Annotated in this window: 20 protein-coding genes, 1 tRNA gene and 1 pseudogene; 13 read left to right on the top strand and 9 right to left on the bottom strand. The window is 61.3% G+C overall.

The window, feature by feature from the left end; genetic code table 11:
• Window positions 1–43: 43 nt before the first annotated feature.
• Window positions 44–922: a cytochrome c5 family protein gene (locus Q7T64_RS14540; protein ID WP_304797163.1), complete on the bottom strand. Its 879-nt coding sequence runs from the start codon at window positions 920–922 to the stop codon at window positions 44–46.
• Window positions 923–1,128: 206 nt separating this feature from the next.
• Here Q7T64_RS14540 and Q7T64_RS14535 point away from each other — a divergent pair.
• Window positions 1,129–1,204, top strand: a tRNA-Arg gene (locus Q7T64_RS14535).
• Between the two features lie 200 nt (window positions 1,205–1,404).
• Here Q7T64_RS14535 and Q7T64_RS14530 read toward each other — a convergent pair.
• Entirely contained in the window at window positions 1,405–2,394 is a 990-nt protein-coding gene (locus Q7T64_RS14530; RefSeq protein WP_304797161.1) for a tripartite tricarboxylate transporter substrate binding protein, read from the bottom strand.
• 367 nt (window positions 2,395–2,761) lie between these two features.
• Between Q7T64_RS14530 and Q7T64_RS14525 the strand changes: the two are divergent.
• Window positions 2,762–3,715 (top strand): annotated as a pseudogene (locus Q7T64_RS14525) (phosphate/phosphite/phosphonate ABC transporter substrate-binding protein).
• Window positions 3,716–3,853: 138 nt separating this feature from the next.
• Here the strand turns inward: Q7T64_RS14525 and Q7T64_RS14520 are convergent.
• Entirely contained in the window at window positions 3,854–4,801 is a 948-nt protein-coding gene (locus Q7T64_RS14520; RefSeq protein ID WP_304797159.1) for a LysR substrate-binding domain-containing protein, read from the bottom strand.
• Window positions 4,802–4,899: 98 nt separating this feature from the next.
• On the opposite strand from Q7T64_RS14520, the gene Q7T64_RS14515 reads away from it, so the two are divergent.
• Together Q7T64_RS14515 and Q7T64_RS14510 are read left to right on the top strand one after the other, a co-directional pair.
• Window positions 4,900–5,787: a TauD/TfdA family dioxygenase gene (locus Q7T64_RS14515; RefSeq protein ID WP_304797157.1), complete on the top strand. Its 888-nt coding sequence runs from the start codon at window positions 4,900–4,902 to the stop codon at window positions 5,785–5,787.
• A gap of 106 nt (window positions 5,788–5,893) precedes the next feature.
• Entirely contained in the window at window positions 5,894–6,865 is a 972-nt protein-coding gene (locus tag Q7T64_RS14510; protein ID WP_304797155.1) for a tripartite tricarboxylate transporter substrate binding protein, read from the top strand.
• A gap of 136 nt (window positions 6,866–7,001) precedes the next feature.
• Here the strand turns inward: Q7T64_RS14510 and Q7T64_RS14505 are convergent, their stop codons facing one another.
• The 4 genes from Q7T64_RS14505 to otnI form a co-directional block, all read right to left on the bottom strand.
• Window positions 7,002–7,823: an ice-binding family protein gene (locus tag Q7T64_RS14505; protein ID WP_304797153.1), complete on the bottom strand. Its 822-nt coding sequence runs from the start codon at window positions 7,821–7,823 to the stop codon at window positions 7,002–7,004.
• 367 nt (window positions 7,824–8,190) lie between these two features.
• Window positions 8,191–9,246 carry a phospholipase A gene (locus Q7T64_RS14500; protein ID WP_304797151.1) on the bottom strand — a complete coding sequence of 352 codons (1,056 nt, stop codon included), beginning with the start codon at window positions 9,244–9,246 and terminating at the stop codon, window positions 8,191–8,193.
• Between the two features lie 318 nt (window positions 9,247–9,564).
• Window positions 9,565–10,020, bottom strand: coding sequence for a bacterioferritin (locus Q7T64_RS14495; protein WP_304797149.1), 456 nt, complete (start codon window positions 10,018–10,020; stop codon window positions 9,565–9,567).
• Window positions 10,021–10,127: 107 nt separating this feature from the next.
• Entirely contained in the window at window positions 10,128–10,973 is an 846-nt protein-coding gene (otnI, locus tag Q7T64_RS14490) for a 2-oxo-tetronate isomerase (protein WP_304797147.1), read from the bottom strand.
• A gap of 282 nt (window positions 10,974–11,255) precedes the next feature.
• Here otnI and rarD point away from each other — a divergent pair, with 282 nt between their 5' ends.
• The gene (gene rarD / locus Q7T64_RS14485; RefSeq protein WP_304797145.1) at window positions 11,256–12,143 is read left to right on the top strand and encodes an EamA family transporter RarD; all 888 of its coding nucleotides are present in this window, start codon (window positions 11,256–11,258) and stop codon (window positions 12,141–12,143) included.
• A gap of 63 nt (window positions 12,144–12,206) precedes the next feature.
• Here rarD and Q7T64_RS14480 read toward each other — a convergent pair whose 3' ends face one another.
• Window positions 12,207–13,175 carry a LysR substrate-binding domain-containing protein gene (locus tag Q7T64_RS14480; protein WP_304797143.1) on the bottom strand — a complete coding sequence of 323 codons (969 nt, stop codon included), beginning with the start codon at window positions 13,173–13,175 and terminating at the stop codon, window positions 12,207–12,209.
• Window positions 13,176–13,434: 259 nt separating this feature from the next.
• Between Q7T64_RS14480 and Q7T64_RS14475 the strand changes: the two genes are divergently transcribed.
• The 8 genes from Q7T64_RS14475 to Q7T64_RS14440 all read left to right on the top strand — a co-directional run bounded on the left by Q7T64_RS14475 (window position 13,435) and on the right by Q7T64_RS14440 (window position 22,192).
• The gene (locus tag Q7T64_RS14475) at window positions 13,435–13,902 is read left to right on the top strand and encodes a (2Fe-2S)-binding protein (RefSeq protein ID WP_304797141.1); all 468 of its coding nucleotides are present in this window, start codon (window positions 13,435–13,437) and stop codon (window positions 13,900–13,902) included.
• On the top strand, window positions 13,899–17,276 hold the full coding sequence (locus Q7T64_RS14470; RefSeq protein WP_304797139.1) for a molybdopterin cofactor-binding domain-containing protein: 3,378 nt from the start codon (window positions 13,899–13,901) through the stop codon (window positions 17,274–17,276). Before Q7T64_RS14475 ends, Q7T64_RS14470 begins: the two co-directional genes overlap by 4 nt.
• A gap of 55 nt (window positions 17,277–17,331) precedes the next feature.
• Window positions 17,332–18,417: an ABC transporter substrate-binding protein gene (locus tag Q7T64_RS14465; protein ID WP_304797136.1), complete on the top strand. Its 1,086-nt coding sequence runs from the start codon at window positions 17,332–17,334 to the stop codon at window positions 18,415–18,417.
• The gene (locus tag Q7T64_RS14460; protein WP_304797134.1) at window positions 18,408–19,280 is read left to right on the top strand and encodes an ABC transporter ATP-binding protein; all 873 of its coding nucleotides are present in this window, start codon (window positions 18,408–18,410) and stop codon (window positions 19,278–19,280) included. The genes Q7T64_RS14465 and Q7T64_RS14460 overlap by 10 nt, the downstream gene beginning before the upstream one ends.
• Window positions 19,277–20,074, top strand: a complete 798-nt coding sequence (locus Q7T64_RS14455) for an ABC transporter permease (RefSeq protein ID WP_304797132.1) — start codon at window positions 19,277–19,279, stop codon at window positions 20,072–20,074. Before Q7T64_RS14460 ends, Q7T64_RS14455 begins: the two co-directional genes overlap by 4 nt.
• Window positions 20,075–20,255: 181 nt before the next feature.
• Entirely contained in the window at window positions 20,256–20,642 is a 387-nt protein-coding gene (locus tag Q7T64_RS14450) for a RidA family protein (protein WP_304797130.1), read from the top strand.
• 91 nt (window positions 20,643–20,733) lie between these two features.
• Window positions 20,734–21,114, top strand: a complete 381-nt coding sequence (gene gloA, locus Q7T64_RS14445; RefSeq protein ID WP_304797186.1) for a lactoylglutathione lyase — start codon at window positions 20,734–20,736, stop codon at window positions 21,112–21,114.
• A 64-nt stretch (window positions 21,115–21,178) separates the two neighbouring features.
• On the top strand, window positions 21,179–22,192 hold the full coding sequence (locus tag Q7T64_RS14440; protein WP_304797128.1) for a Rieske 2Fe-2S domain-containing protein: 1,014 nt from the start codon (window positions 21,179–21,181) through the stop codon (window positions 22,190–22,192).
• Between the two features lie 98 nt (window positions 22,193–22,290).
• On the opposite strand, the gene Q7T64_RS14435 is transcribed toward Q7T64_RS14440, so the two are convergent.
• Window positions 22,291–22,733, bottom strand: a 443-nt coding sequence (locus tag Q7T64_RS14435) for an NADP-dependent isocitrate dehydrogenase (RefSeq protein ID WP_304797126.1), incomplete at its 5' end; no start/stop codon positions are given.

The following is a 22,733-nucleotide window of genomic DNA, read 5'->3' as shown; positions in this document are numbered from 1 at the left end:
CGGCGCGAAGCCGGCTTTTCTTGGTGTGAGCGAAGCCTTGAACTTACTTCGCTGCCGCCGTCATGTAATCCACAGCCGCCTTGACTTCATCATCCGACGCTGAGGACCCGCCCTTGGCGGGCATCATGCCGGCCTTGCCCTGGAAGCCCTTGATCGAGTGCTCGTACAGCACGGCGTTGCCCTGCTTGATACGTGGCCCCCAGGCCGCCTTGTCGCCAAACTTCGGCGCCCCTGCGATACCTGCACCATGGCAAGCCACGCATGCAGCCTCGTACAGCTTCTTGCCATCCGCGGCGGTCAGCTTTGCCGGTGCCGCAGCGGGCGCAGCGGCCGCTGCCGGTGCTGCGGCAACCGCTGCGGCTGCCGGTGCAGCTTCAGCGGCTGCGGCCGCAGCTGTTGTTGCGGCTGGTGCCGCCGGTGCTTCTGGTTCCTTGAACTTGGCGCCCGACTTGTTGGTCATGTACACCACGGCGCGTGCCACTTCTACATCATCCAGATCAGGGTTGCCGCCCTTTGCCGGCATGCCGCGCAGCCCTGCGATCGCGTTCTTGAGCAAGGTATCGTAGCCTTGGGCTATACGGGCCGACCATGCGCCAGCATCGCCAAGCTTTGGTGCGCCGGCAGCGCCGGTGTCATGGCAAGCCATGCAAGCCGACTTGTAGACGGCTTCGCCGGTCTGCAGCACGCGCGGTGCGTTGACGTCTTTCAGAGTGAAGCCCTGGTCAGCCACCGGCGCTAAGCGTTCGGCGATTGCCTCGGGAGTCTGGCCGCCGGATCCTGCGCCAACCTTGGAATCGCTGGCGACGTATTGCACCAGCAGGATGATCGCGATGATCGGGACGAGAAAACCGGCCACGATGGCGGCGATCAGTTGCTTCGGGGTTCTGATGGCGGATTGGTGCTCGTTGTGTGCGTCGCTCATTGTTTCCTCAAGACTATTTTTGAAAATCGTGCCGTGTCGCGCAAGGAACCCCGGGCATCCGGACCCTTTCATTCCCGCAACATCGAAAACCTTTGATTATAGACGCAAGGTCAGCCGTTTGGCACGCAAAACGGTCTTTCCGTGGACTAAGGACGCGAAACCCGGTATCCTGCATCCCTCTTCGCAGTACCAGCAGTTCCTCCTATGCGGCTGTAGCTCAGTGGATAGAGTATTGGCCTCCGAAGCCAAGGGTCGTGGGTTCGATCCCCGCCAGCCGCACCAATTAATTCCAAGCCTTAGGCAATATTTTCCTGGTTGACTCGGTAGCACTGGTTGATCTGGGCTGCCGGTGTGCGCCAGCGCCTGGTCGGGCCATGCGCTGCACGCCCCGCGCCAGGGTGACGGTCACGATCGCCGGCAAGCCTTCGGAGACTCAGGCCGTGGTCAGTCCGATAAGTGTGCGACGGGGCGGCCGTCCGCTATCAATCCAGACGGATATTGGCTTTTTTGACGACATCGGCCCAACGCAAGGTCTCGCTATGGACGAAGGTGCCAAACTCTGCGCCAGTCAGCTTACGGCTGGTTGCGCCCATGGTTGTCCATTTTGTTTTCATGTCCTGCTGCGCCAAGGCTTTTTCGACCTCAACTATCATGCGATCAATCATGGGCTTTGGCGTGCCTTTGATGGCAAACAGCGCGTACCAGCTTGAGACCACGTAATCCGGCACGCCGGCTTCCGTTGCGGTCGGTACCGATTCAAATCCGGCGACCCGCTCCTTGGTGGTGACAGCCAGCGGCTTGAGTTGACCGCTCTTGATGAACGCCGACGAGCCGGCCAAGGTATCGAACATCATGTCGACGTGTCCGGCAACCAGGTCCTGCAGCGCCGGACCGGTACCGCGATACGGTACATGGGTAATTTTCGCGCCTGTCTTCAGCTTGAACAACTCACCAGCCAGATGCTGGGAAGTGCCTGAACCGGTCGACGCATAGTCCACCTTCCCTGGCGTCTTTTTCAGTCTTTCCAGCAAGGACTGAAGGTCTTTTTCCGGCACCTTGCGCGGATTGACGACGATCACGTGGGGGACGTCGCTGATCAGCGCGACGGGTTCGAAATCTTTTTCGAGACTGTAACTGAGCTTGGGATAAATGCTGGGTGCAATCGCGTGATGTACTGCACCCAAGAACCAGGTATATCCATCGGGCGCCATTTTGGAAGCCAGTGCTGCGCCGATCGTGCCGCCTGCGCCGCCGCGATTATCCACAATGATTGTAGTGCCGAGCTGCGTGCCGAGCTGCTGTGCCAGCGGTCGGCCGAAGCCATCCACTGCGCCACCGGGCGGAAAGGGATTGATGAACGTAATCGGCTTTGCGGTAGGCCATGATTGTCCGGACGCGGAACTGGCAACCACCAGCGTCAATGCAGCAAAGGTGATTTGCAATCCGAATGTCAAACTGTGCTTGATACGCATGAATGTCTCCTGAAGCGCTATTTTTTTAAGACCCCATTCCGTCTGGAAGTGGGATCGGACCTTTTTTGGTGGCTACAGTATAGACGGATTGAGACTTTCACTGGCGACGCGCTTGAACGTGGGGTTCACCAATGCGCAATCCTGAATCCGGCACGGTGGGATATGTCCTGAATTGTGGACAAATTTCGGGGCGGGAATCCTTCGCTTGCGCATTCAATAGCGATGCATCTGCGCCTGCCAGTCCCTCGCGATCGCGCTCGCGGTCTTCTCGTTCAACTGCCCGAATCCGCAGCCATGCTTGCGTCACCCCACAGTAACGGGCCTGTCACGCTCCAATGTTTTAATCCTGCTCGGATTGAACAGCCTGATGGAGCAGGACATGATCTCGAAATTCAAACGCTCACTGACAAGCTCGATCGTAATCTCGGTCGCGGTGTTAGGAAGCGTGCAGGTTGCAAATGCGCAGGCGCCAAAAACGATTCGCTTCGGACTGCTGCCGGCAGAAGATCCGACCCAGATGGTCGAGATGTTCAATGGCATCGCCAAACACATCGAGAAGACGATGGGCGTGCCGACCACGGTACGTGTGTCTGAAAGCTACAATGCCTTGATCGAGGCAATGCGCGCAGGCCACCTTGACGTGGTGTACGTCGGCGGCAGCCAGTACGGAAAGATGCTCGACCTGAAAATGAATGTCGTGCCGGCCGTGCTGAACAAGGACACATCGGGTCGGACCTACTACAAGTCCTGCGTGATCTCGCGGACAGACAGCAACATCAAGGCCTGGCAGGACCTGAAGGGGAGGACCTTCGCATTCGTCAGCCCGACCTCCACGTCCGGCGGCGTGGCGCCGGCTTAGATGCTGTTGAAGAATGGCGTCAATCCGGGAAAGGACTTCAAGAACAAGATCTATGCAGGGAAGCATGACGCGGCCTTCCTCGCTGTCAAGAACAAGAAAGTCGATGCGGCGGCAGTAGGCGATTTCTACTTCTGGCGCTGGGCCGAACGCAAGCTTCTTGACATGGAAAAGTACGACGAGCCCAACGACAAACTTATCAAGTCGGAACTGAACGTCATCGGCTGCATCAAGGTGCCGAACACGCCGATGGTGACGCAGGCCGCCTATGGCGAGCAATTCATCAAGGACCTGCGCCGGGCGTTCACCAGCATGCCTGGCACGGTGGCCGGCGCTTACAAGGTCTGGCCGAGCACGGGCTTCGTCGAGACCAGCCACGCGGACTTCGTCGACCTGGTGAACTGTCCAAGCGACACCATATCCAGACGCTGCTGGAACTTCCCGCCATCAGGGCGCAATGGCTAAGGCGCTTCGACCATGCGCCGGGCAATGCCGATATCGATGCAATATACGAACGCTTCATGCCCATGCAGATCGATAAAGTGGGTCACTACTCGCGACCTGTCCCCGGCTTCAGATACCGCCGGCTCTTGTCGTCGCCCGCTAGTCCTTGCGTAAGCGGCCATGCGCCAGCAGTGCGGTACGGAATGCGCTGATTGCCGCCCCATCCGACATCTCTTTCAGGCAAAAGAACATGAATGGCGACAGCCCGATAGGCCACCGGATCTTGATTGCCTTGACGATATTGGCCGCGGCGAAATGCTCCAGGGCAGCCGAAGGAGCGATCGTCAGGAGGTCGGTCTTGCTCGCCAGATGAAAATTTGAATAGAAGGACAGTGACTCGACAACAGGCAATGGCGGCACTAGACCCTGTTGGACAAACGCGTCGTCAAATGCTGCTCGCGACTGCGATCCTCGTGGCAACAGGATCCACGAATAATCCAGTAAAGCTGCAAGCTTGACGCGATCAAGCGCGCAGATGGGGTGGGTCGGTGCGCCGACGACTTTCATCGCCGCCTTCTGGATCTGGGTGATTTGCAGCCGCTTGGAATTGGCGGACTGCAGTACGCCGGTGCCAATGCGGCCGATGCCGCAGTCCAGGCTGCCATCGAGCACGCCGTTGACAACGTTCTCGACCGTATCCTCGAAGAACTGGAAGCTTGTTTGTGGTCCATGGCGCCGAAGCTTCGCCACCGCGTCCGGCACCAGCTCCAGCATGGCCGTGGTCAGCACGCCGACACGCAGATGGTGGACTTTCGGCGCCATCGTCAGGCCGGACTCAAGTCCGTTCAATGCGTTGAGCACCTGGCGCAGCCGCGCATGTGTCGCCGCGCCAATGGTCGTCAGCCGGGCACCTTTGCGGTCACGCTCGACAAGCTGCACGCCGAGGACCCCCTCAAGCTCCTGCAGCATCGCTGTGACTGCCGGCTGCGAAACGGCGAGCGCCTCGGCCGCCTTGCTGAGCGAGCCGCCTTCGGCAATCAGGTCGAGCAGCATCATATGGCGGACGCGCAACTGCGCCAGTCGTCCCGAAACAGCCATTCGTGTCATAAGGAGAGCTTATCGCATGTTTGGAATTGGTGAATTTACTATTATATGCACTCCTTCTAATATCCCGCATCAGGGCTCGACTGCAGCGAGTCGGAAAATTGTCGGAAACTGGAATACCAACGGAAAAGGAGTCGGAGTTCACCATGCTATTCAAACAGCTGGCAGTTCCCCTGGCGTCAGAAGTCGTCGATGTCGACCTGTCGCGTTCGCTTGATGATGATTCGTTCAAGGCAATCGACGAGGCCTTCAATGATCGCGGCGTCCTGGTCTTCAGGGGCCAGCAAATCACGCCAGAGCAGCATATTCGCTTCAGTCGCCGGTTCGGCGAACTGGAGATCCACGTCCTGAAGCAGTACTTGCTTGCGGATGCGCCGGAGATACTCGTCATCTCGAACATGATGAAAGACGGCAAGCCGGTCGGCATCGCCGATGCCGGGCAACAGTGGCATACCGATCTGTCCTATGTCGAGAAGCCGAGCCGCTGTTCGATCCTCTATGCGAAGGAAATTCCTGCGCCTGGTCGCGACCAGACCTATGGAGACACTTGCTTTGTCAGTACTGAAGCAGCATACGACTCGCTGGATCCGGACATGAAGGCCTATCTTGGAACGCTGCAGGCAAAGCACTCGTATCTGAAGCGGCCGCACATCAGGAAAAAACTGTCCGAGGAGCAAAAGCAGGCGGTGCCGGATGTGATTCACCCGGTGATCCGCACGCACCCGGTGACAGGCCGCAAATGCGTTTATGTGAATGAGAGCTTCACAACCGAAATAATCGGTTTGAAGCCAGACGAAAGTGATGCGCTGATTCGTCAGCTCTGCGCGCTGTGCGAGTCGGAGCGCTTCATGTATCGCCACAAATGGCGAGTTGGCGACATACTGATGTGGGACAACTGTTCAACGCAGCACCTGGCTGTCGCCGACTACGGACCCGATCAGCATCGTTTGATGAACCGGACAACCGTTGCTGGCCCGGCCGTTTTCTGAACATGGATCGAGGTCCGAGGTCGGTCATGCTGACCTGGACAGAAGCATGCGGGCGGGGACGCCGAACACGGCCCGGCCGTACACAACTATAAAATATGGAGACACAATGAAACGGTTTGTATTGCAGGCAGCGGTGCTGTGCGCCGCAGTTCTACCCGCTGCGCAGAGTCTGGCGGCCTATCCCGAAAAAACCATTCGGCTGGTAGTCGGGTACGCGCCCGGCGGCTCCGCCGACATCGTCGCGCGCATCCTGGCCAAGGAAATGACGGTGTCAATGGGGCAGACCGTTGTGGTTGAGAACAAGCCAGGCGCAAACGCGCTGATTGCGACCAAGGATGTGGAGCGTGCCAGTCCGGATGGTTACACGGTGCTGTTGACTTCCTTGTCTCACGTCGTCAATCCCATCCTTAATCCGAAGAACGCGACCTACAATCCGACCGAGAGTTTTACGCCGGTGTCGCTGATTGCGACGCTTCCACTGATTGCCGTCACGGCCCATGACGCACCCTATACGTCGGTCAAGGACCTGATCCAGAGTGCGCGATCCAAACCGGGATCGATCACCTACGGCTCGGCCGGAAACGGCGGCTCGGGACACCTTGCAGGCGCATTGTTCGCGTTGAACGCGGGCGTGGAAATGACGCACATTCCATTCAAGGGAAATGCGCCGGCACTGACCGAAGTAATGGCAGGGCGCGTTTCGTACACCTTCTTTCCGATGGTGGGGATTGCCGAATTGGTTGAAGAAAAGCGCCTGAAAGTCCTGGCTGTTGCCACGCAAGATCGGATGCCACGATTTGCGAATGTGCCGACCATGGACGAGGCCGGCTTCAAGGGCTTCGAAGAAACAGCGATATGGCTGGGATTGCTGGCTCCGGCTGGAACACCGGTGGAGATTGCAAACCGGCTGCATCGGGAAACGCTCAAGGCGCTGGCGCTGCCGGAAGTGAAAAAACGGCTGGAAGGGTTGGGCGCCGTTTCGGCCGACAAGGGCCCCAAGGAATTTTCAGCCTATTTGAAAAGCGATGCCGAACGATGGGCACGGGTGATCAAGGCGTCCGGTATCAAGCCGAACTGAGTTCCGACAGTAATCGGGTGTTGATCCGTTCCCGGCAGGGTGCGCCGGGCGGATCGATGTACAAGCTTATGCCGCTGTACGGACACCAGCCGCGATAAACGCGGCTGGTGAATTCAACGGACCTGCCTGGCGCCTGTTACAGCGGCGCCGTGACCACGTTCTGGATCAGGGTGGTTGCAGTACCGGCAAACAGCCGGCCCGTGATTGACGCGCCGCTCTTCATCGCGATCGAGGTTTGGGAAAGGACGGTTCCCTTGATCTGCGAAGTGGTATTGAACTCCGCCGAGAATGTCTGCCAGTACACGTTCTGCGGCAGCGCGCCGCCGGCCAGGATGATCTGGGCGCCGGAGGCGACAGTCATGCCTTGCGCAATCTGGAAAATCCAGACGTCGTTAGGGCCGCCGGTCAAGGTGACGTTGGTCGGGATCAGCAGCGCCGAGCTCCACTTGTACGTTGCCGGGCCGAGGTTGCGCCCGCCAATATTGCCCGCGCCCAGTTCCGTGTAGTCCGGCGCCCGGCCCGCAGCATCGGTGTAGGCGGTGTTCTTGGCGCCGATGGCAGGTGTCAGTATCAGGGGAACCACCGTGCGGCAAACCGGACCGGTGTTGTCCACCGTATGGACCACCTGGCCGACAATTTCCGAGCAATCGTCCAGGCCGGTAATGCTCGCGCCAGTTGCCGCGCTCAAGCCGATTTTGCCTGTAATGGCCGATGTCGGAACATTGGTAATACCCGACTCGGCCAGGATCACATAGTCTCCGGCTCCACCCAGCACCACCGGTGCTGGTCCCCGGCCGGCGCCCGTGCCGGTACCTGCACCTGCAGCGGTCAATACGCTGATATCAACTGCGACGGGATCATCGCTACCGCCGCAACCGGCGATGGTGACAACGGTCCCAGCCAGCAGTGCGGCAATGATGCCCTGGATGGGGGAGAATTTGCGTTGAAGGGTTTTCATGGTGGTTTTCCTTTAGGCGGCGCCGCTGTTGTAGCCCTTGCTGCGCCGCGAGTTCGGTTGAAATGCTTGAATGGCCACCGAGGCGGTGGTCCTGATTCCGGTTGGCAAGGTCTGTTATAGGCGTTGCGGTCGACGGCATCGGTGCGCCAGGGCACACAAGCGGGCGTTATTTCGGCAGACGACTTTGGTCGCGAGGGCGGCAGGGTGCGCTCCAGCCGCTCGCGGCGACCGGATTAAGCGCTGGCGTGTACCGCATGGAAGATGCCTGCAAAGTCAGGCCGGCATGGCGCCGGCTGGATGAATCCGATGAGCGCCTTGAGGGGCGTTCCGAAAGTGAACGGGCACTGTCGATAAGTGCGCCGCCCGCTCAATACGACATCAGCACGCCCATCCCCACACTATTGAGCGTGTGCTTGTAATCAATCAGGCTCTGCCCATAACCGTTAAAAAATTGCACATAGCCTTTTAGCTTATGGGCCACCGGGAATGTCCACGCAAGCTGCCTGGCGCCCTTGCCGGTGCTGTGGTTATGGCGCAGCAGCGCTGAAAATTCATGACCGCCCAGGCGATAGCTGCCCTGCAGGTCGCCGTGCCCCAGGAAGTCGGTGATGTCCGGATTGTCGTCCTGGGCAGCCTCCTCTCCCAAGCGTCGCCACACTCGCGCCAGCAGCGAAAAGTTGCCGCGCTCCGCACCGACTTGCGCGTAGATCCGGTTCCAGCTCCGCGACAGCGTCGAGGTCTGGCCGTTGGATTGGTGCGCCATGCCGATATTCAGGAAGCGCGCCTTGAAGCCGAGAAGGCTGGCATCGATCGGCATCACGGCCATGATTTCCGGCTCGTAGTTGGTCTCGCGGAACGGACTCGACGCTTTGCCGTTGGCCGCTTGCCAGAAGCTCTTCTGGGTATAGGCGAACCAGATGTCGACCGGGCGGTCTGCTGGCTGTTCAAGGACCTTCATCTTGAAGCTCAGCTGGTAAGACAACTCCGCATGCGACAGCCGTCCATCGGGAAAGACATGCCGCAGCGACTCATACGGCGCATCGTTTGGCGGCCTGGTATAGGTCGCCATCAGGTAATTTGAACCGTGCGGACGAAACCCGAAGGTTCCGCGCTTGTCCCCGGACATCAGCTCCCAGTGTTCGGAAAGGGCAGTTGGAATGTGTTTCGCCGGCGCAGGCTCATTTGCCGCAGTGACGTCGGTCGCCGTAACGCTGGCTGCCGCCGGCTGTGCCGGTTCATTCGCCAGATGCTGCGCGGCGAGGCGGTCAAAGCAAGCCAGCCGGGATGGGTTGTCGCGCACAGCGGCGCACTCGGTGATGCCGGGATCGACGGCATGCGCCAGTACGGGAGCGAGGGCTAAAAGCAAAAGGAGTGATTGGGCCAGGTTCATCTTGTTCTTGATTTCGTTGTGAACCGTTGGCATTGCCAATGGCGCGAGTACGAAAGCCGCCATGAACTCAAGGCGGCCGGATAATGAATCGGATTGGGTGATGCATGCAGCTGCGCTTGCGCGCCGCCATTGCGGTGACCGACGCGGAATCGACCGCTTCAATTTCAATCGGGGACGCTTGTGCCGCACGTCATGGGTGACTGCCCCAAGACTGCAGAAAGCAGCAGGGGGTGCAATTGGGTAGCGCCCAAGACACCGGCGAGTTTATAGCAATATCTGGAAAGTTATCGCTTTTCGATAGCTTTCCAGTTTCCCCTGATTGCGCTTTAAATCATCGCCCCGGGGCCATGCTCACTCGCTGAACGCCTGTGTTTCGCCCGGCCTGCGCAGCATCTTGTTGACCTCATCCAGGTGCAACTCCTCGATGACGATCATCTCGCGGGCGTACTCGTCGAGCAGTACCGACTTTCCCTCGGCAAACTTCTGCAGATCGTAATAGGCCGCGAGCGTCGTCTTTTCGTGCTCCAGGCTTTCGCGCAGGATGTCGCCGATATCGTGCTTTTGTGTTTCCAGCAAAGGGCCGATCTTCAGCGATGGGTGGCCGCCATGCAAGGTCACCAATTCGCCGGCCTTGTGGGCGTGCGCCAGGCTTTCGTCGGCATTGCCCTTGAGCCAGGAAACGATGGGGATGCGGTTGTAGCCGTACACCATCAGTGAGTAATGCGTGTATTTCACCACGCCAGCGAGTTCCAGTTCCATGATGCGATTAAGGGTGTCGATCGCGGTTGTATTCGTTGCGCCATCCATGGTGTTCTCCTTGCCTGCATGAACCCCCGCATGGGAATTTGATTTTTGCAGGGCCGTAGGTTGGATCACCGGCAGCCGTACTCGTTCAGCACGCCCGGATCACCGGCTCAACGCCATTTTGCAAACCATCCAAGGCCTGCGGACGTGCCGCCCGGCGACCCGCCCAAGCGCGGCCTGTATTCGCAACCGACCCAACCCCTCCAGCCGCAAGCGGTGGACACTTCGTCGATCACTTCCAGCAGGTAGTCGTTATTGAGCTCACCAATATCGGGCTCCTGCCTTTGCGGCACGCCGGCAATCTGGAAGTGACCAAGGCTGCCGCCCGGCAGGTACTGGCGGATCTTCATCGCCACGTCCCCCTCCACGACCTGGCAATGGTAGAGGTCCATCTGTACCTTCAGGTTAGAGCGCCCGACCTGCTGCACGATGGCATGCGCCTGATCCTGCCGGTTCAGGAAAAAACCGGGCATGTCGCGGGTATTGATCGGCTCGATCAGTGCGTCGCGTCCGCTGCGGCCGATTTCATCCGAGGCCCAGGCCAGGTTGGCAACATAGGTGTCCTGGTGCTGGCTGCGCACTGTGCTTGGCGCGCCCGCCGGCAGCAAACCCGCCATCAGGTGGATGCGCGGGCAATCGAGCGCGTCGGCATAGGCCAGCGCCAATGCCACGCCGGCGCGAAATTGCGCCTCGTGACCGGGCAGGCTCGCGGTGCCGCGCAAATTGGCAGCCCATGCCGCATCGATGCTGTGGGCATCCGTGCCGCCCGGCGGCGCATTGAACAGCACTTGCTGCAGGCCATTGCCCTTCAGGCGCGCTGCCAGCTCATTGGCCGGGAATGCATAGGGGAACAGGTACTCGACGCCCTTGAAACCGTCCCGGGCAGCCGCCTCGAAACGGTCCAGGAAGGGCAGTTCGGTGTACATCATCGACAGATTGGCTGCTAGGCGTGGCATGGTGAACGGGTGGCGATCAAGCGATTGGCGGGCTGGCAATCAGGTGAAAAAACGAGAAGGATCAAGCATCAAGTACAAGATTGCCAGAGATTCAAAAAATAAACCCGGCGGCATCCGGATTTGCGGTTGCAGCATGGGGATGGCAGACTGCGCCTTGCGCCGGCTGCCTCGTTCGCGGCCGGCGCTGTCTTTCCCAAGCCCGAAAGCGTCCCGGATCAAGCTTCCCGGCGCGCCAACGCCCCAATCCGCCAACCTGCCATCCCTCGAATACCCAACATCGCCATGTCCAAAGGCATCCTGCTGGCCATCGTTGCCTCTACCCTGTTCGGCGTGCTGTACTACTTCAGCACGCTGTTGGCCCCGCTGGACGGGCTGGACCTGTTTGGCTGGCGGCTGGTGCTGGCGCTGCCGTTCATGACGGTGTTCATGATCGCGCTCGGCGAACAGCGGCAGGTGGCCATCATCTTCCAGCGCCTGCGGCGCGAGCGCGCCTTGTTGTGGGTGCTGCCTGTAACGGCTGCGCTGTTGGGCGTGCAGACCTGGCTGTTCATGTGGGCGCCGCTGGCCGGCCATGCGCTGGAGGTGTCGCTCGGCTATTTCATGCTGCCCATTACGCTGGTGCTGACCGGGTGCCTGCTCTATCGCGAAAAGCTCTCTGGCTGGCAACTTGCGGCAGTGCTGGCCGCTGCTGCCGGCGTGCTGCATGAGTTGATCCGCAGCGGCGGCTTTTCATGGCCGGCGCTGCTGGTGGCCCTGGGCTATCCGCCGTATTTCATCCTGCGCCGCAAGTATCTGCTCAACCATCTTGGCGGGCTGTGGTTCGACCTGCTGCTGCTGATGCCGGTCGCGCTGTGGGTGGTCTGGAAGGGTCAGCTCGACCTGCGACTGCTGGAGCAGGTACCCGCACTGTGGTGGCGCGTCCCGGCGCTGAGCTTGCTGACCGCCCTGGCGCTGACCACGTATTTCATGGCGGCGCGCGTGCTGCCGCTGACCCTGTTTGGCTTATTGGGCTACCTGGAGCCGGTCTTGCTGGTCATCGTGGCAATGATATTGGGCGAAACGCTGTCCGCCGCGGAATGGCTGACCTATGCGCCGATCTGGCTGGCATTGGGCTTGCTGGCGGCCGAAGGAGTGTGGGAGATGCGGCGGTCGCGCGCCAACGGCGGATAAAGCGACGGGGCCGGCTACCAGCCCGGCCGGTTTGCCTGCCTGTTGGCCTGCTTGCCCGTCGGACTAGTCAAGCGCGACCACCAGCGGCTCGGACGCCGGCGCGGGCACCTGGTCGCCAGCCTGCGCGCACTCCAGTATCCATTCGCGGAACGCGCGCACCTTCTCCAGCTTTTCCTTTTCCAGTGTCGTTACCAGGAAATAGGACGACAGGATCGGTTTTATCCAATCGCGAAACGGCGCCACCAGCCGGCCCTGTGCCAGGTGGTCATGGATCAGCATGCTGCGCCCCAGCACCATGCCCTTGCCGGCCATCGCCGCGCGCAAAATCAGCAGCGGATCGCTGAAGCGCGGGCCATTGATGAAGTCGCCGGACTTCAGGTTCGCTTCTTCCAGCCACAAGTCCCAGGACATCCACGGTTCATGCACCATGCGCACCGACGAATTGAGCAGCGTGAATTGCCGCAATTCGCGGCGGTCAGTGGTGCCGGCCATCGTGTTCATCAATGACGGGCTGCACACCGGCGTCACGGTTTCCCTGGCCAGCAAGTCGGCGCGCAAGGAAGGATCGAAGCCGGCCCGCGCAAAGCGGATGGCAACGTCGAGTTCTTCGTTGGCCAGGTCGGCCATCCGGTACTCGGTCTGGATCAGGACGTCGATGTCGGGATAGCGCGTGCGGAAATCCACCAGCCTGGGGATCAGCCATTCCTGCGCAAACGAGGGCAGGGCGCTGACGACCAGTACCTCGCCGCCACCGGCAACCGGCTTGTTCACCAGCGCCAGCGCGCTTTCGAAATTGTCCATGCCAGCGGTAATGCCCGGCAGCAGGGCCATCCCGTGCCTGGTCAGCGCCAGGCCATTGGGCAGCCGCTCGAACAACAGGTGGCCGCAAAACTCTTCGAGTGTCTTGATCTGGTGACTGACTGCGGCCGGCGTCACGAAAAGCGCCTCGGCCGCTTTCACGAAGCTGCCGCATTTTGCCGCCACTTCAAAAACACTCAAGGCCTTCAGCGGGGGCAGCGGTCTGCGCTTCATCAGGGTCCAAAAATTTTTTGTGAGCCTAGGGCAAATATTAATTGTTTGTAGCACCGGTCACAAGCCGCAATAATCGACTGGCAATTACCAGTGCAAAGACCGGGCACCGGCAACTCATCGCGCAGGCGAGCGACCAGCATCCGGCAATTTGCAGCAAGTTACAAGCCATAAAACAAGCAATCCTCCTTGATGTGCCGCCGGCGCATCAGGAACACCCGGCACGACAGGTACACGCTTTTCTGGAGACTGGCAGGCCCGCATGGATATAGCGCTCACGGTAAACGGCAAGCAACGGCAGGCCAGCGCCCGGGGCGAGACCTCGCTCGCAAACTTCCTGCGCGACGAGCTGGGCTTGCGCGGCACCAAAATCGGGTGTGCCGCCGGCGAGTGCGGCGCATGCACCGTTTTGCTCGATGGACTGCCGGTTTGCTCCTGCCTGGTGCCGGTGGGTCGCTGCGAAGGGCGCGCTGTATCGACCATAGAAGGCGTGGCGCTGGCGGACGGCGCCCTGCATCCGATCCAGAAGGCGCTGGTCGAGCACGGCGCTTTCCAGTGCGGGTTCTGCACCCCGGGCATGGTGATGAGCATCGTCGCGCTCGCCGCCCGGCCCACACGCCCCACTGACGAGGACATCCGGCGCGCGTTGCAGGGCAACATCTGCCGCTGCAGCGGCTATGTCAAGTTACTGGAAACGGTGCGCCGCGTCCTCGACCAGGCCGCAGCATGAACCAGCCGCTGCCGCCTGCCGCCTTGCGCTTCATTGGCCAGCCGGTACCGCAGCTCGACGCGCCAGCCAAGGTGGCCGGCGAAGCCGTTTATGCCGGCGATATCGCGCTTGCCGGCATGCTGCACTGTGCGATCTTGCGCAGCCCCCATCCGCACGCTCTGCTGCGCGCGATCGATGTATCGGCCGCGCGCGCGCTGCCCGGCGTGCATGCGGTGGTGACTGGCAAGGATTGTCCGCAGCCCTATATCAATTTCGGTCCGGTCTATGCCGACCGCTATCCGCTGGCAGTCGACAAGGTTCGTTTTACCGGTGAGGAAGTGGTGGCCGTGGCCGCAGACAGCCCGGCCATTGCCCATGCCGCGCTGGCCCTGGTCAGGATCGATTACCAGGTGCTGCCCGCCGCACTCGATGTGGACGCCGCGCTGGCATCGGGCGCACCGGAGATCCACCAGCGCAGCGGTCTGCCGCAGAATGTCGCACAGCATACGCAGGCCGACTTCGGCGACGTGGCGGGCGGTTTTGCGCGCGCCGCACATGTACTGGATGGCGTATTCGAACACGGCGTGGTGGTACCGGCCTGCATGGAAACCAATGCAGTGGTCGCCAGCTTCGACCAGGCCAGCGGCGACCTGAGCATCTGGGCGCCGACCCAGGCGCCATTCTTCGTGAAGAAAGAACTGGCGCACGTGCTGGGACTCGCGCCCGAGCGGGTGCATGTGCGCTCGGTCGTCATTGGCGGCGGCTTCGGCGGCAAATCGCAAGCGCCGGAAACGGTCGCCATCGCGGCGCTGCTGGCGGTCCAGTGCCGGGCTCCGGTGCGCCTGGTGCTGACGCGCCGCGAAGAATTCATGTCGGGCAAGACCGATCACGGCAAGCGCATGCGCGCGCAAATCGCCGTCGACGCCGACGGCAATATCCTGGCGCGCCGGACTGACTACACCGTCGACAATGGCGCCTATACCCACATGGGGCCGGCCTACATTTCGGCGGTGCGGCAGCGCACTTGCAACCTGTATCGCACTGCCGCCGCCGGCTTTGACGGCCGGCTGGTCTATACCAACAAGGTGCCCGGGGGCTCCTATCGCGGCATGGGTGCGCCGCAAATCATCTGGGCGCTGGAAACGCAGATCGACCAGATCGCGGAATTGCTTGGCAAGGACAAGCTGGCCTACCGCATCCAGATCGCCAACCAGCCGGGCGATGAAACGCCGCAGGGCTGGAAGCTGTCCACCTGCGCCATGCGCGAATGCCTGGCCGAAGCCGGCCGGCTGGTGGACTGGGAGCGTCGCCGCCACGAAAAGTGCCCGGGGCGCGGGATCGGCTTTGCCGCCATGATCAATCCCAGCGTCGGCGTGCTCTACCCGGAAGGCAATTTCGCCAACGTGTCGATCGACCTGCAAGAGGACGGCCTGCTGCTGGTCGGCACCCAGACCGCCGACGCCGGCACCGGCCAGAACACCGTGCTGGCGCAATTCGTCGCAGAAGAGTTGCAGATACCGCTGGAACAGGTGCGTGTGCTGCACATGGATACCGACAAGACGCCGCCCGACCTGGGCAGCGCCGCATCGCGCGTCACCTTCGTTTCCGGCGCCGCCGCGATTGAAGCGGGGCGGGTATTGCGGCGCGACTTGCAGCGCCGTTTCGCGGCACGCTGGAACGTGGCCGCCGAAGATATCGAAGTCAGCGGCGGATTCGTGTGCGCGCCCGGTCAGGCGCCGCTCGACTTTGCCGGCGTCGCCGCGCTCGAAGGTCCGATCCGGATAGAAGGACGGCACGAAATCAACCTGCCGCGCGCCGATCCCAAGACCGGCTACGGCCATTACGCCCCGGCCTACGGCTTTGGCGCGCAGGCGGTGGAAGTGGAGGTCGATACCGACACCGGCCATGTGCGCGTACTCAAGGTCGTCGTGGTGCAGGACATGGGCCGCGTGATCAATCCGCTGGCGCTGGAAGGGCAGATGCATGGCGGCATCGTGCAGGGCATTGGCATGGCGCTGCGCGAAGAGCTTGTGTTCGACCACGGCGCGCCGGTGAATGCGTCGTTCATCACCTACAAAGTGCCGCGGGCGATGGAAACACCCGAAATCATCACCCGCTTCATCGAAACACTCGACCCCAGCGGCCCGCTCGGTGCCAAGGCCGGCGGCGAGCACTCGATCAATCCCACCATTGCCGCGATTGCCAATGCCGTGGCCGACGCCATTGGCGTGCGCTTCACCTCCTTGCCGATCACGCCGGCCAAGGTGCTGGCGGCGCTGGCCGAAAGGCGCGCAGAAAAATTGGCCCTGCAGCCCTGGCGCGAGCCAATGAACCTGGAAGTGGCGGCGGTGCGCAAGCTGTATCCGGTCGGCCTGTTTCCTGCGATGCAGTCGCTTGGCCGCGCGGTCGGCCGCAAGCGGGAGCCGGTCGCCGGCTACACCTATGAAATGGCAGACAGCCCGGAAGATGCTGTGCGGCGCCTGGCGCAACCGGGGCGCAGCGCCAAACTGCTGGCCGGCGGCACCGACTTGCAACCCGGCGCGCGCCAGGGGATTTACCAGCCGGATGTGATGATCGATATCGCCCGGCTGCAGGAATTGCGCGGCATCCGCATCGAGCCGCATTGCGTCACGATTGGCGCCGGCACCACGCTGGCCGACATCGTCGCGCACGACGCACTGGCCGACATCTTGCCGATGCTGCGCGAAGGACTGGTGCAGGTCGCCACGACGCAAATACGCAACGTCGCTACGCTGGCCGGCGACCTTTGCCAGGAAAAGCGCTGCTGGTTCTTTCGCAGCGGCGCGCAATGCTACAAGAACGGCGGCGCCAGTTGCCCCTGTTATGCGGTGCTCGGCGACAGCCGCCACCACGCCATCATGGATGCCCGCCGTTGCGCCGCGCCGTGTGTGGCTGACGCGGCGCCGATCCTGGTTGCGCTCGATGCCCGGGTGCTGGTGCTGGGGCCGCAAGGCAAGCGATCGATTCCGATCGAATCGTTTTACAACTGGTCCGGCGAAACCACGATGGCCCGCAACGAGATCATGGTGCAGGTGGAAATTCCACTCCCCGGCAAGGTCCGCGGCTGCGGCCAGGTCTTTGAGAAATACGCGCAATGGCGCGGCGATTTCGCCGAAGCATCGGTTGCCGTAATGCTGCATCGGGATGGTTCGCGGCTGGCAAGCGTGCGGGTTGCGCTGGGCGCGGTGTCACCGCTGCCGGTGCGCGCCGCACACGTGGAACGCATGCTCATGACCGGCCGCCTGGACGACAGCGCAATTGAAGCCGCATCGCGCCAGGTCGTGCTCGGTGCGCTGCCGCTGCGCGACAACGCCTGGAAGGCAGAGCTGCTGGTGAACCTGACCCGACGCGCCCTGCAGCGCGCGCTGGCGTAAGCCGAAGTGACTTGACACGATGAGGGTTCGATTTCTTTTCTACCGGGAGAAACACATGAAAAAGATAGTGCGGCAACTGCTGGGCCTGACAGTGCTCACGCTCACGGCGTCGGCGGCACCGGCGGCGCTGGCCCAGGCAAAGGATAAATTTGTCTATGGCGTACCGTCGGCGATCAGTTCGGCGATAGCCAACTTCGCCTTCGCCAAGGAACTTGGCTATTTTGACCAGGAACGGGTCGACGTTGAGTTTGTGCCGCTGTCGGGCTCGGGCGTCATCATCCCGCAACTGCTGGCCGGACAGATCCATGCCGCCGGCGCCAGCATGGAGCCGCTGGTCATTGCCAGGCAGCCCGGCAAACAGAACTTCCCGCTGAAGTTCGTCTATAACTACCTGCGCAATTCGGTATGGGAATTCGTGGTTCCCCAGGACAGCCCGATCACGTCGCTGTCCCAGCTCAAGGGCAAGACCATCGGCGTCGTCTCGCTCGGCTCGGGCAATGTCTACACCACGCGCGCTATCCTGAATGCCTCCGGTGTGGACGCCAAGTCGGTGGCGCTGCAACCGGTCGGATTCGGCGGCCAGGCCATCCAGGCGCTGCGTACCAACCAGGTACAGGTGCTGAACCTGTGGGACAGCATGCACACCGCATTCGAAGTCAGCGGCACGCCACTGCGCCGCCTGCCGGTCCCCAAGGAATTCCAGGGCATGTCCAGCCACGGCTTTGAAGTGACCGACAAGCTGCTCAAGGAAAACCCGCAACTGATCGCCCGTTTCGGCCGCGCCGTGTCCAAGGGTTCGGTCGCCTGTGAAGCGGCGCCGGCCAACTGCCTTAAAGCCTTCTGGAAACACTATCCCGCCCTGAAACCAAAGACCGGCACCGAAGAAGAAATCATGAAGAAGGAAATGGCCATCATGAAATCGCGGCTGGACAACATCGTGTTTTTCCGTCCAGGGGATGCGCGTCAGTACGGCGCTTACTCAGACACCGACTGGAAGTTGCTGATCGCCTCGCTCAAGGATGGCGGTGAAGTCACCAATCCGAACGTGCCGATGTCCTCGCTGTACACCAATGAACTGGTTCCTGAATACAACAAGTTCGATATCCAGGCCGTCATTCGCCAGGCCAAAGAATGGAAGTGATCGGCACAGCGGAGTCGTCCACGGCTGCGGCGATAGCACCGGCGGCAGCAGATCGGCTGACGTTGCGCAAGCTGTCCGTCGTGTACGGCGCCAAGCGCGGCAACCTGCAGGCGCTGCAAAACCTGTCGCTGTCGGTCGGCGACGGCGAGTTCGTCGCCGTGCTGGGGCCGTCGGGATGCGGCAAATCGACCCTGTTGTCGATTGCCGCCGGCCTGCTTGCGCCATCGTCGGGCGAGGTGGAAATCGCCGGCCGGCGGGTCAACGGCCCGAGCGCCGACGTCGGCATCATTTTCCAGCAGCCGACGCTGTTGCCGTGGAAGACCGTGCTCGAAAACGTGCTGACCCCGATCGTCGTCAAGCGCAAGCCCGACAGTGCCGACATTGCACGCGCAATGAGCCTGGTCGAGCTGGTCAAGCTGCAGGGATTCGAAAAGCATTTTCCGTTCGAACTGTCGGGCGGCATGCAGCAACGGGTCGGCATTGCGCGCGGACTGATGCACGATCCGCGCATGTTGCTGATGGATGAGCCGTTCGCCGCGCTCGACGCCATGACGCGCGAGCACATGACCGATGAGCTGCAAGCCATGTGGATGGCGACCCGCAAATCCGTGCTGTTCATCACCCATTCGATTCCCGAGGCGGTCTACCTGGCCGACCGCGTGGTCGTGTTGTCCGAACGTCCGGGAACCGTGGTCGATGTGATCGACATCGACCTGCCGCGGCCGCGCACGCTCGATACCATGGGCTCACCGGTATTCATTGAGATCTGCAACCGGCTGCGTCGCTTCTTTCGCGACGGTTCTCTGGCAGCCGCAGCCAAGGTCGCCAGGCCCGGCGCCGCAGCAGGGGAGGGGGCAGCATGAATCCGTACCTGCGATCAGTCCTGACCATGTGCGCGTCGCTGTTCGTGCTGTTGCTGGCATGGGACGTGTCGGTGGTCCACCTGCAAGTGCCGACCTATCTGCTGCCAAGACCAAAGGATGTCGGCCTGGCGCTGTGGAGCGGCTACATCAGGGACGGCCATTATTGGGTGCACATGTTCACCACGCTGTCCGAAATGGTGATCGGTTACCTGATCGGCTGCTCGCTGGCTTTCATCGCCGGCGCGGCAGTTGCGGAATGGCGCTTGCTGGAGCGCATCCTGATGCCGTATGTGGTTGCCTTGCAGTCGATGCCCAAGGTGGCGCTGGCGCCCTTGCTGATTGTCTGGTTCGGGTTTGGCATCACGTCCAAGGTCGTGCTGGTGGCGCTGATCTGCTTTTTCCCGGTCTTCATCAACTGCTTCTATGGCTTCCAGTCCGCCAATCCCGATCTGCTCAAGTTGTATCGATCACTCAATGCGTCGCGCCTGCATGTGTTCCTGCACCTGAAATTGCCATCGGCGGCCGGCCCCCTGTTCGCCGGCTTGCAGATATCGGTGGTGCTGGCGCTGATCGGCGCGGTGGTGGGCGAGTTCGTGTCGTCCAAACAGGGCCTGGGCTACCTGATCCAGTCATCCACGCTGAACTTTGACGTGGCAACCATGTTTGCCGCAGTCATCACGCTGTCGCTATTGGGCATTAGTGTGAGTTCGCTGATTCGCTGGCTGCACCGCAAGCTGGTGTTCTGGGATCAGCGCAGCACCGGCAATGCATCGGTCCTGACCGAAGGCGGCTAAGGTGCAGCAAAGGCTCCAGGGCAAAAGTTTTTGACAGCTAGGTTGAAGAATTAGTCGTTCGCGCTGCGGCCCCGGATTGTCGAGAATCCATAGTCCGGAGCCGACACTGGAATCGGCCAGCAGTTTTCGGGAAGCAGCTTCCCTTGTTGCAGCAAAGCAGTTAAAAAATTGGAGAGTAATCATGACCATCACCAAAATCAATCCGGCCGTAATGGGCGGCGAACCAGGCTCTTACACCAACGGCATGCTGGCCACCAACGCGAGCCAGACGCTATACATTTCGGGCCAGATCGGCATCGATGCCAAGGGCGTCGCCTCTGCCGATTTCAGCACCCAGTGCCGCCAGGTCTGGAGCAATATCGAAGCCATCCTGGCCGATGCCGGCATGGACTTGCGCAATATCGTCAAGACCACGATTTTCCTGGTCGAGCCTGCCAACTATCCCGACTTCGTCGAAGTCCGCAAGCAAGTCCTGGACGGCCACAAGCCGGCCTCGACCCTGGTCTACGTATCCGGACTGGTCAAGCCGGACTGGAAAGTCGAGATCGAAGCCGTCGCAGTGAAATAAGCCAGTCGGCGGGGAGCGCAGCATGGATTACGAAATCGAACAGCATCAGGAATCATCGCCACGCAATGAAGATGCAGAGGGACCCACACGCATCCTGCACGCGATGTACCGGGTCTTCAATCTTCAGCGCTCGCTGGATTTCTACATCGGTGCGCTGGGCATGCGGCTGCTCCGCCGGCAGGACTATCCCACCGGCCGCTTCACGCTGGCCTTCGTCGGCTATGCGGAAGAGAGCGACACGACCGTACTGGAGCTGACCCATAACTGGGACCAGGCCGAGCCCTACACGCCGGGCACCGGATACGGACACATCGCGCTGGCGGTGAATGACATTTACCGCACCTGCGAGCTGCTGGCAGCACAAGGCGTGGGCATCACCCGCCTGCCCGGCCCGATGCGGCACAGTCCCACCCTGATCGCCTTCATCGAGGATCCGGATGGCTACAAGATCGAGCTGATCGAACGCCGGTGAGCTGCCAGCCCTGTGCAATCCGGTACACCGCAAATTCCATCATCCATCCGATTCAGGAATAACCATGAGCGACAATTCCCAAGCACCTGCAGCACCCGCGCGCAGTCCGGCAAGCCGCAAGCGCCTTGTTCGTCCGATTCCGGCCGAGGGCGAGAACGGCGTTTATACCCAGTCCTGGTTTCCGCTTGCGCTGTCGGTCGACGTACCGAAGGGCGAGATAGTCGGCCGTGAATTCCTGGACGGAAAAGTGGTGGTGTTCCGCGGCGAAAACGGTGAAGTGTCCGTCGTCAGCGCCTACTGTCCGCATGTCGGCGCCGACCTCTCGGTAGGCAAGGTGGTCGGCAACAATGTCCAGTGCGCTTTCCATCAATGGGAATTCAACCTCGACGGCGTGTGCGTCAAGACCGGCATTGGCGATCCGCCGCCGCCGAACGCCTACCTGTTCAAATTTCCGGTGCGCGAAAAATTCGGCATCGTCTGGGCCTTCAATGGCGAGACGCCCTTGTTCGAACTGCCGGAGTTCCCGGTGCCGGAAGACCAGCTGGAGATCGTCAATTACAAATTCGAAGTGCCGCTGCAGTGCGATGGCTGGATTTTTTCCGCCAACACGCCGGACATGCAGCATTTGAAAGTGGTGCACAAGATCCAGTTCAACACCGATGATCCGCACGACCTGGTCGACTGGCAGCAATACGGTTTTGACTACACCTATGATGCCGTCCATCAGGGGGGCGTGCCGATGAAGATGCGCCTGGGCATCCGCGGCAGCAGCTTCTTCTGGCGCGTTGGCCATTATGACGGCTGGTGGCGCGGCACCGTGACCGGCTACGGACTGCCGCGCGGCGGCACCCACACCATCTTTGGCTGCAATGCGGTGATGAAGGGGCCGGACGCGCAAAAGCAGCTGGAGATCGCGCAGACGCTGAGCAAGCGCACCGTCAATGAGGATATCCCGATCCTCAACACGATCCACTACAAGCCCGGCCACCTGACCAAGGCCGACAAGTCACTGGCGCGCTTCCTGAACTACCTGCGCGACTATCCGCGCGCGCATCCGTCGCGCGACTTCATCGATTGAACCGGGAGCCGGCAGGGACGCCTGCCTTGATTCACCGGACATGAAAACGGGCCCGACTTCGGGCCCGTTCTTACTTGCTGCCAGCGTTGGTGCGGATGTTACGCGCCCGCGCCTTCCAGGATCGCATTGAAGGTCGGGCTGGGCCGCATGACTGCCGCCATCTTCTTGGGGTCCGGCAGGTAATAGCCGCCGATATCCACCGGCTTGCCCTGCACCGCAAGCAGCTCGGCCACGATCTTCGCTTCATTCTCCGCCAGCGCCTTGGCCAGTTTGGAGAATTTCCCTTGCAGGGCCGTGTCTTCCGTTTGCGCGGCCAGTTCCTGGGCCCAGTACAGGGTCAGGTAAAACTGGCTGCCACGGTTGTCGAGCTGGCCGGTCTTGGGCGACGGATTCTTGTTGTTGTCCAGCAGCTTGCCGGTTGCAGCGTCCAGCGTCTTTGCCAGGATCTTGGCTTGCGCATTGCCGGTCTGGATACCCAATTCTTCCAGGCTGGCTGCCAGCGCCAGGAATTCACCCAGCGAATCCCAGCGCAGGTGGTTTT

The organism is Lacisediminimonas sp., assembly GCF_030645335.1.
Taxonomy (GTDB): Bacteria; Pseudomonadota; Gammaproteobacteria; order Burkholderiales; family Burkholderiaceae_D; genus Lacisediminimonas.
The sequence above is the reverse complement of the archived record's forward strand: the minus strand, read 5'-3'. Positions and strand labels throughout refer to the sequence as shown.

Bases quoted from the DNA above. Each gene is read 5' to 3' on its own strand.
- Q7T64_RS14440 (WP_304797128.1), top strand. From the start codon at position 21,179: ATGAGCGACAATTCCCAAGCACCTGCAGCACCCGCGCGCAGTCCGGCA.
- Q7T64_RS14510 (WP_304797155.1), top strand. From the start codon at position 5,894: ATGAAACGGTTTGTATTGCAGGCAGCGGTGCTGTGCGCCGCAGTTCTA.
- otnI (WP_304797147.1), bottom strand. From the start codon at position 10,973: ATGCCACGCCTAGCAGCCAATCTGTCGATGATGTACACCGAACTGCCC.
- Q7T64_RS14460 (WP_304797134.1), top strand. From the start codon at position 18,408: ATGGAAGTGATCGGCACAGCGGAGTCGTCCACGGCTGCGGCGATAGCA.
- Q7T64_RS14480 (WP_304797143.1), bottom strand. From the start codon at position 13,175: ATGAAGCGCAGACCGCTGCCCCCGCTGAAGGCCTTGAGTGTTTTTGAA.
- Q7T64_RS14475 (WP_304797141.1), top strand. From the start codon at position 13,435: ATGGATATAGCGCTCACGGTAAACGGCAAGCAACGGCAGGCCAGCGCC.
- Q7T64_RS14530 (WP_304797161.1), bottom strand. From the start codon at position 2,394: ATGCGTATCAAGCACAGTTTGACATTCGGATTGCAAATCACCTTTGCT.
- Q7T64_RS14495 (WP_304797149.1), bottom strand. From the start codon at position 10,020: ATGGATGGCGCAACGAATACAACCGCGATCGACACCCTTAATCGCATC.
- Q7T64_RS14540 (WP_304797163.1), bottom strand. From the start codon at position 922: ATGAGCGACGCACACAACGAGCACCAATCCGCCATCAGAACCCCGAAG.
- Q7T64_RS14465 (WP_304797136.1), top strand. From the start codon at position 17,332: ATGAAAAAGATAGTGCGGCAACTGCTGGGCCTGACAGTGCTCACGCTC.
- Q7T64_RS14505 (WP_304797153.1), bottom strand. From the start codon at position 7,823: ATGAAAACCCTTCAACGCAAATTCTCCCCCATCCAGGGCATCATTGCC.
- Q7T64_RS14455 (WP_304797132.1), top strand. From the start codon at position 19,277: ATGAATCCGTACCTGCGATCAGTCCTGACCATGTGCGCGTCGCTGTTC.
- Q7T64_RS14520 (WP_304797159.1), bottom strand. From the start codon at position 4,801: ATGACACGAATGGCTGTTTCGGGACGACTGGCGCAGTTGCGCGTCCGC.
- Q7T64_RS14450 (WP_304797130.1), top strand. From the start codon at position 20,256: ATGACCATCACCAAAATCAATCCGGCCGTAATGGGCGGCGAACCAGGC.
- rarD (WP_304797145.1), top strand. From the start codon at position 11,256: ATGTCCAAAGGCATCCTGCTGGCCATCGTTGCCTCTACCCTGTTCGGC.
- Q7T64_RS14470 (WP_304797139.1), top strand. From the start codon at position 13,899: ATGAACCAGCCGCTGCCGCCTGCCGCCTTGCGCTTCATTGGCCAGCCG.
- Q7T64_RS14500 (WP_304797151.1), bottom strand. From the start codon at position 9,246: ATGCCAACGGTTCACAACGAAATCAAGAACAAGATGAACCTGGCCCAA.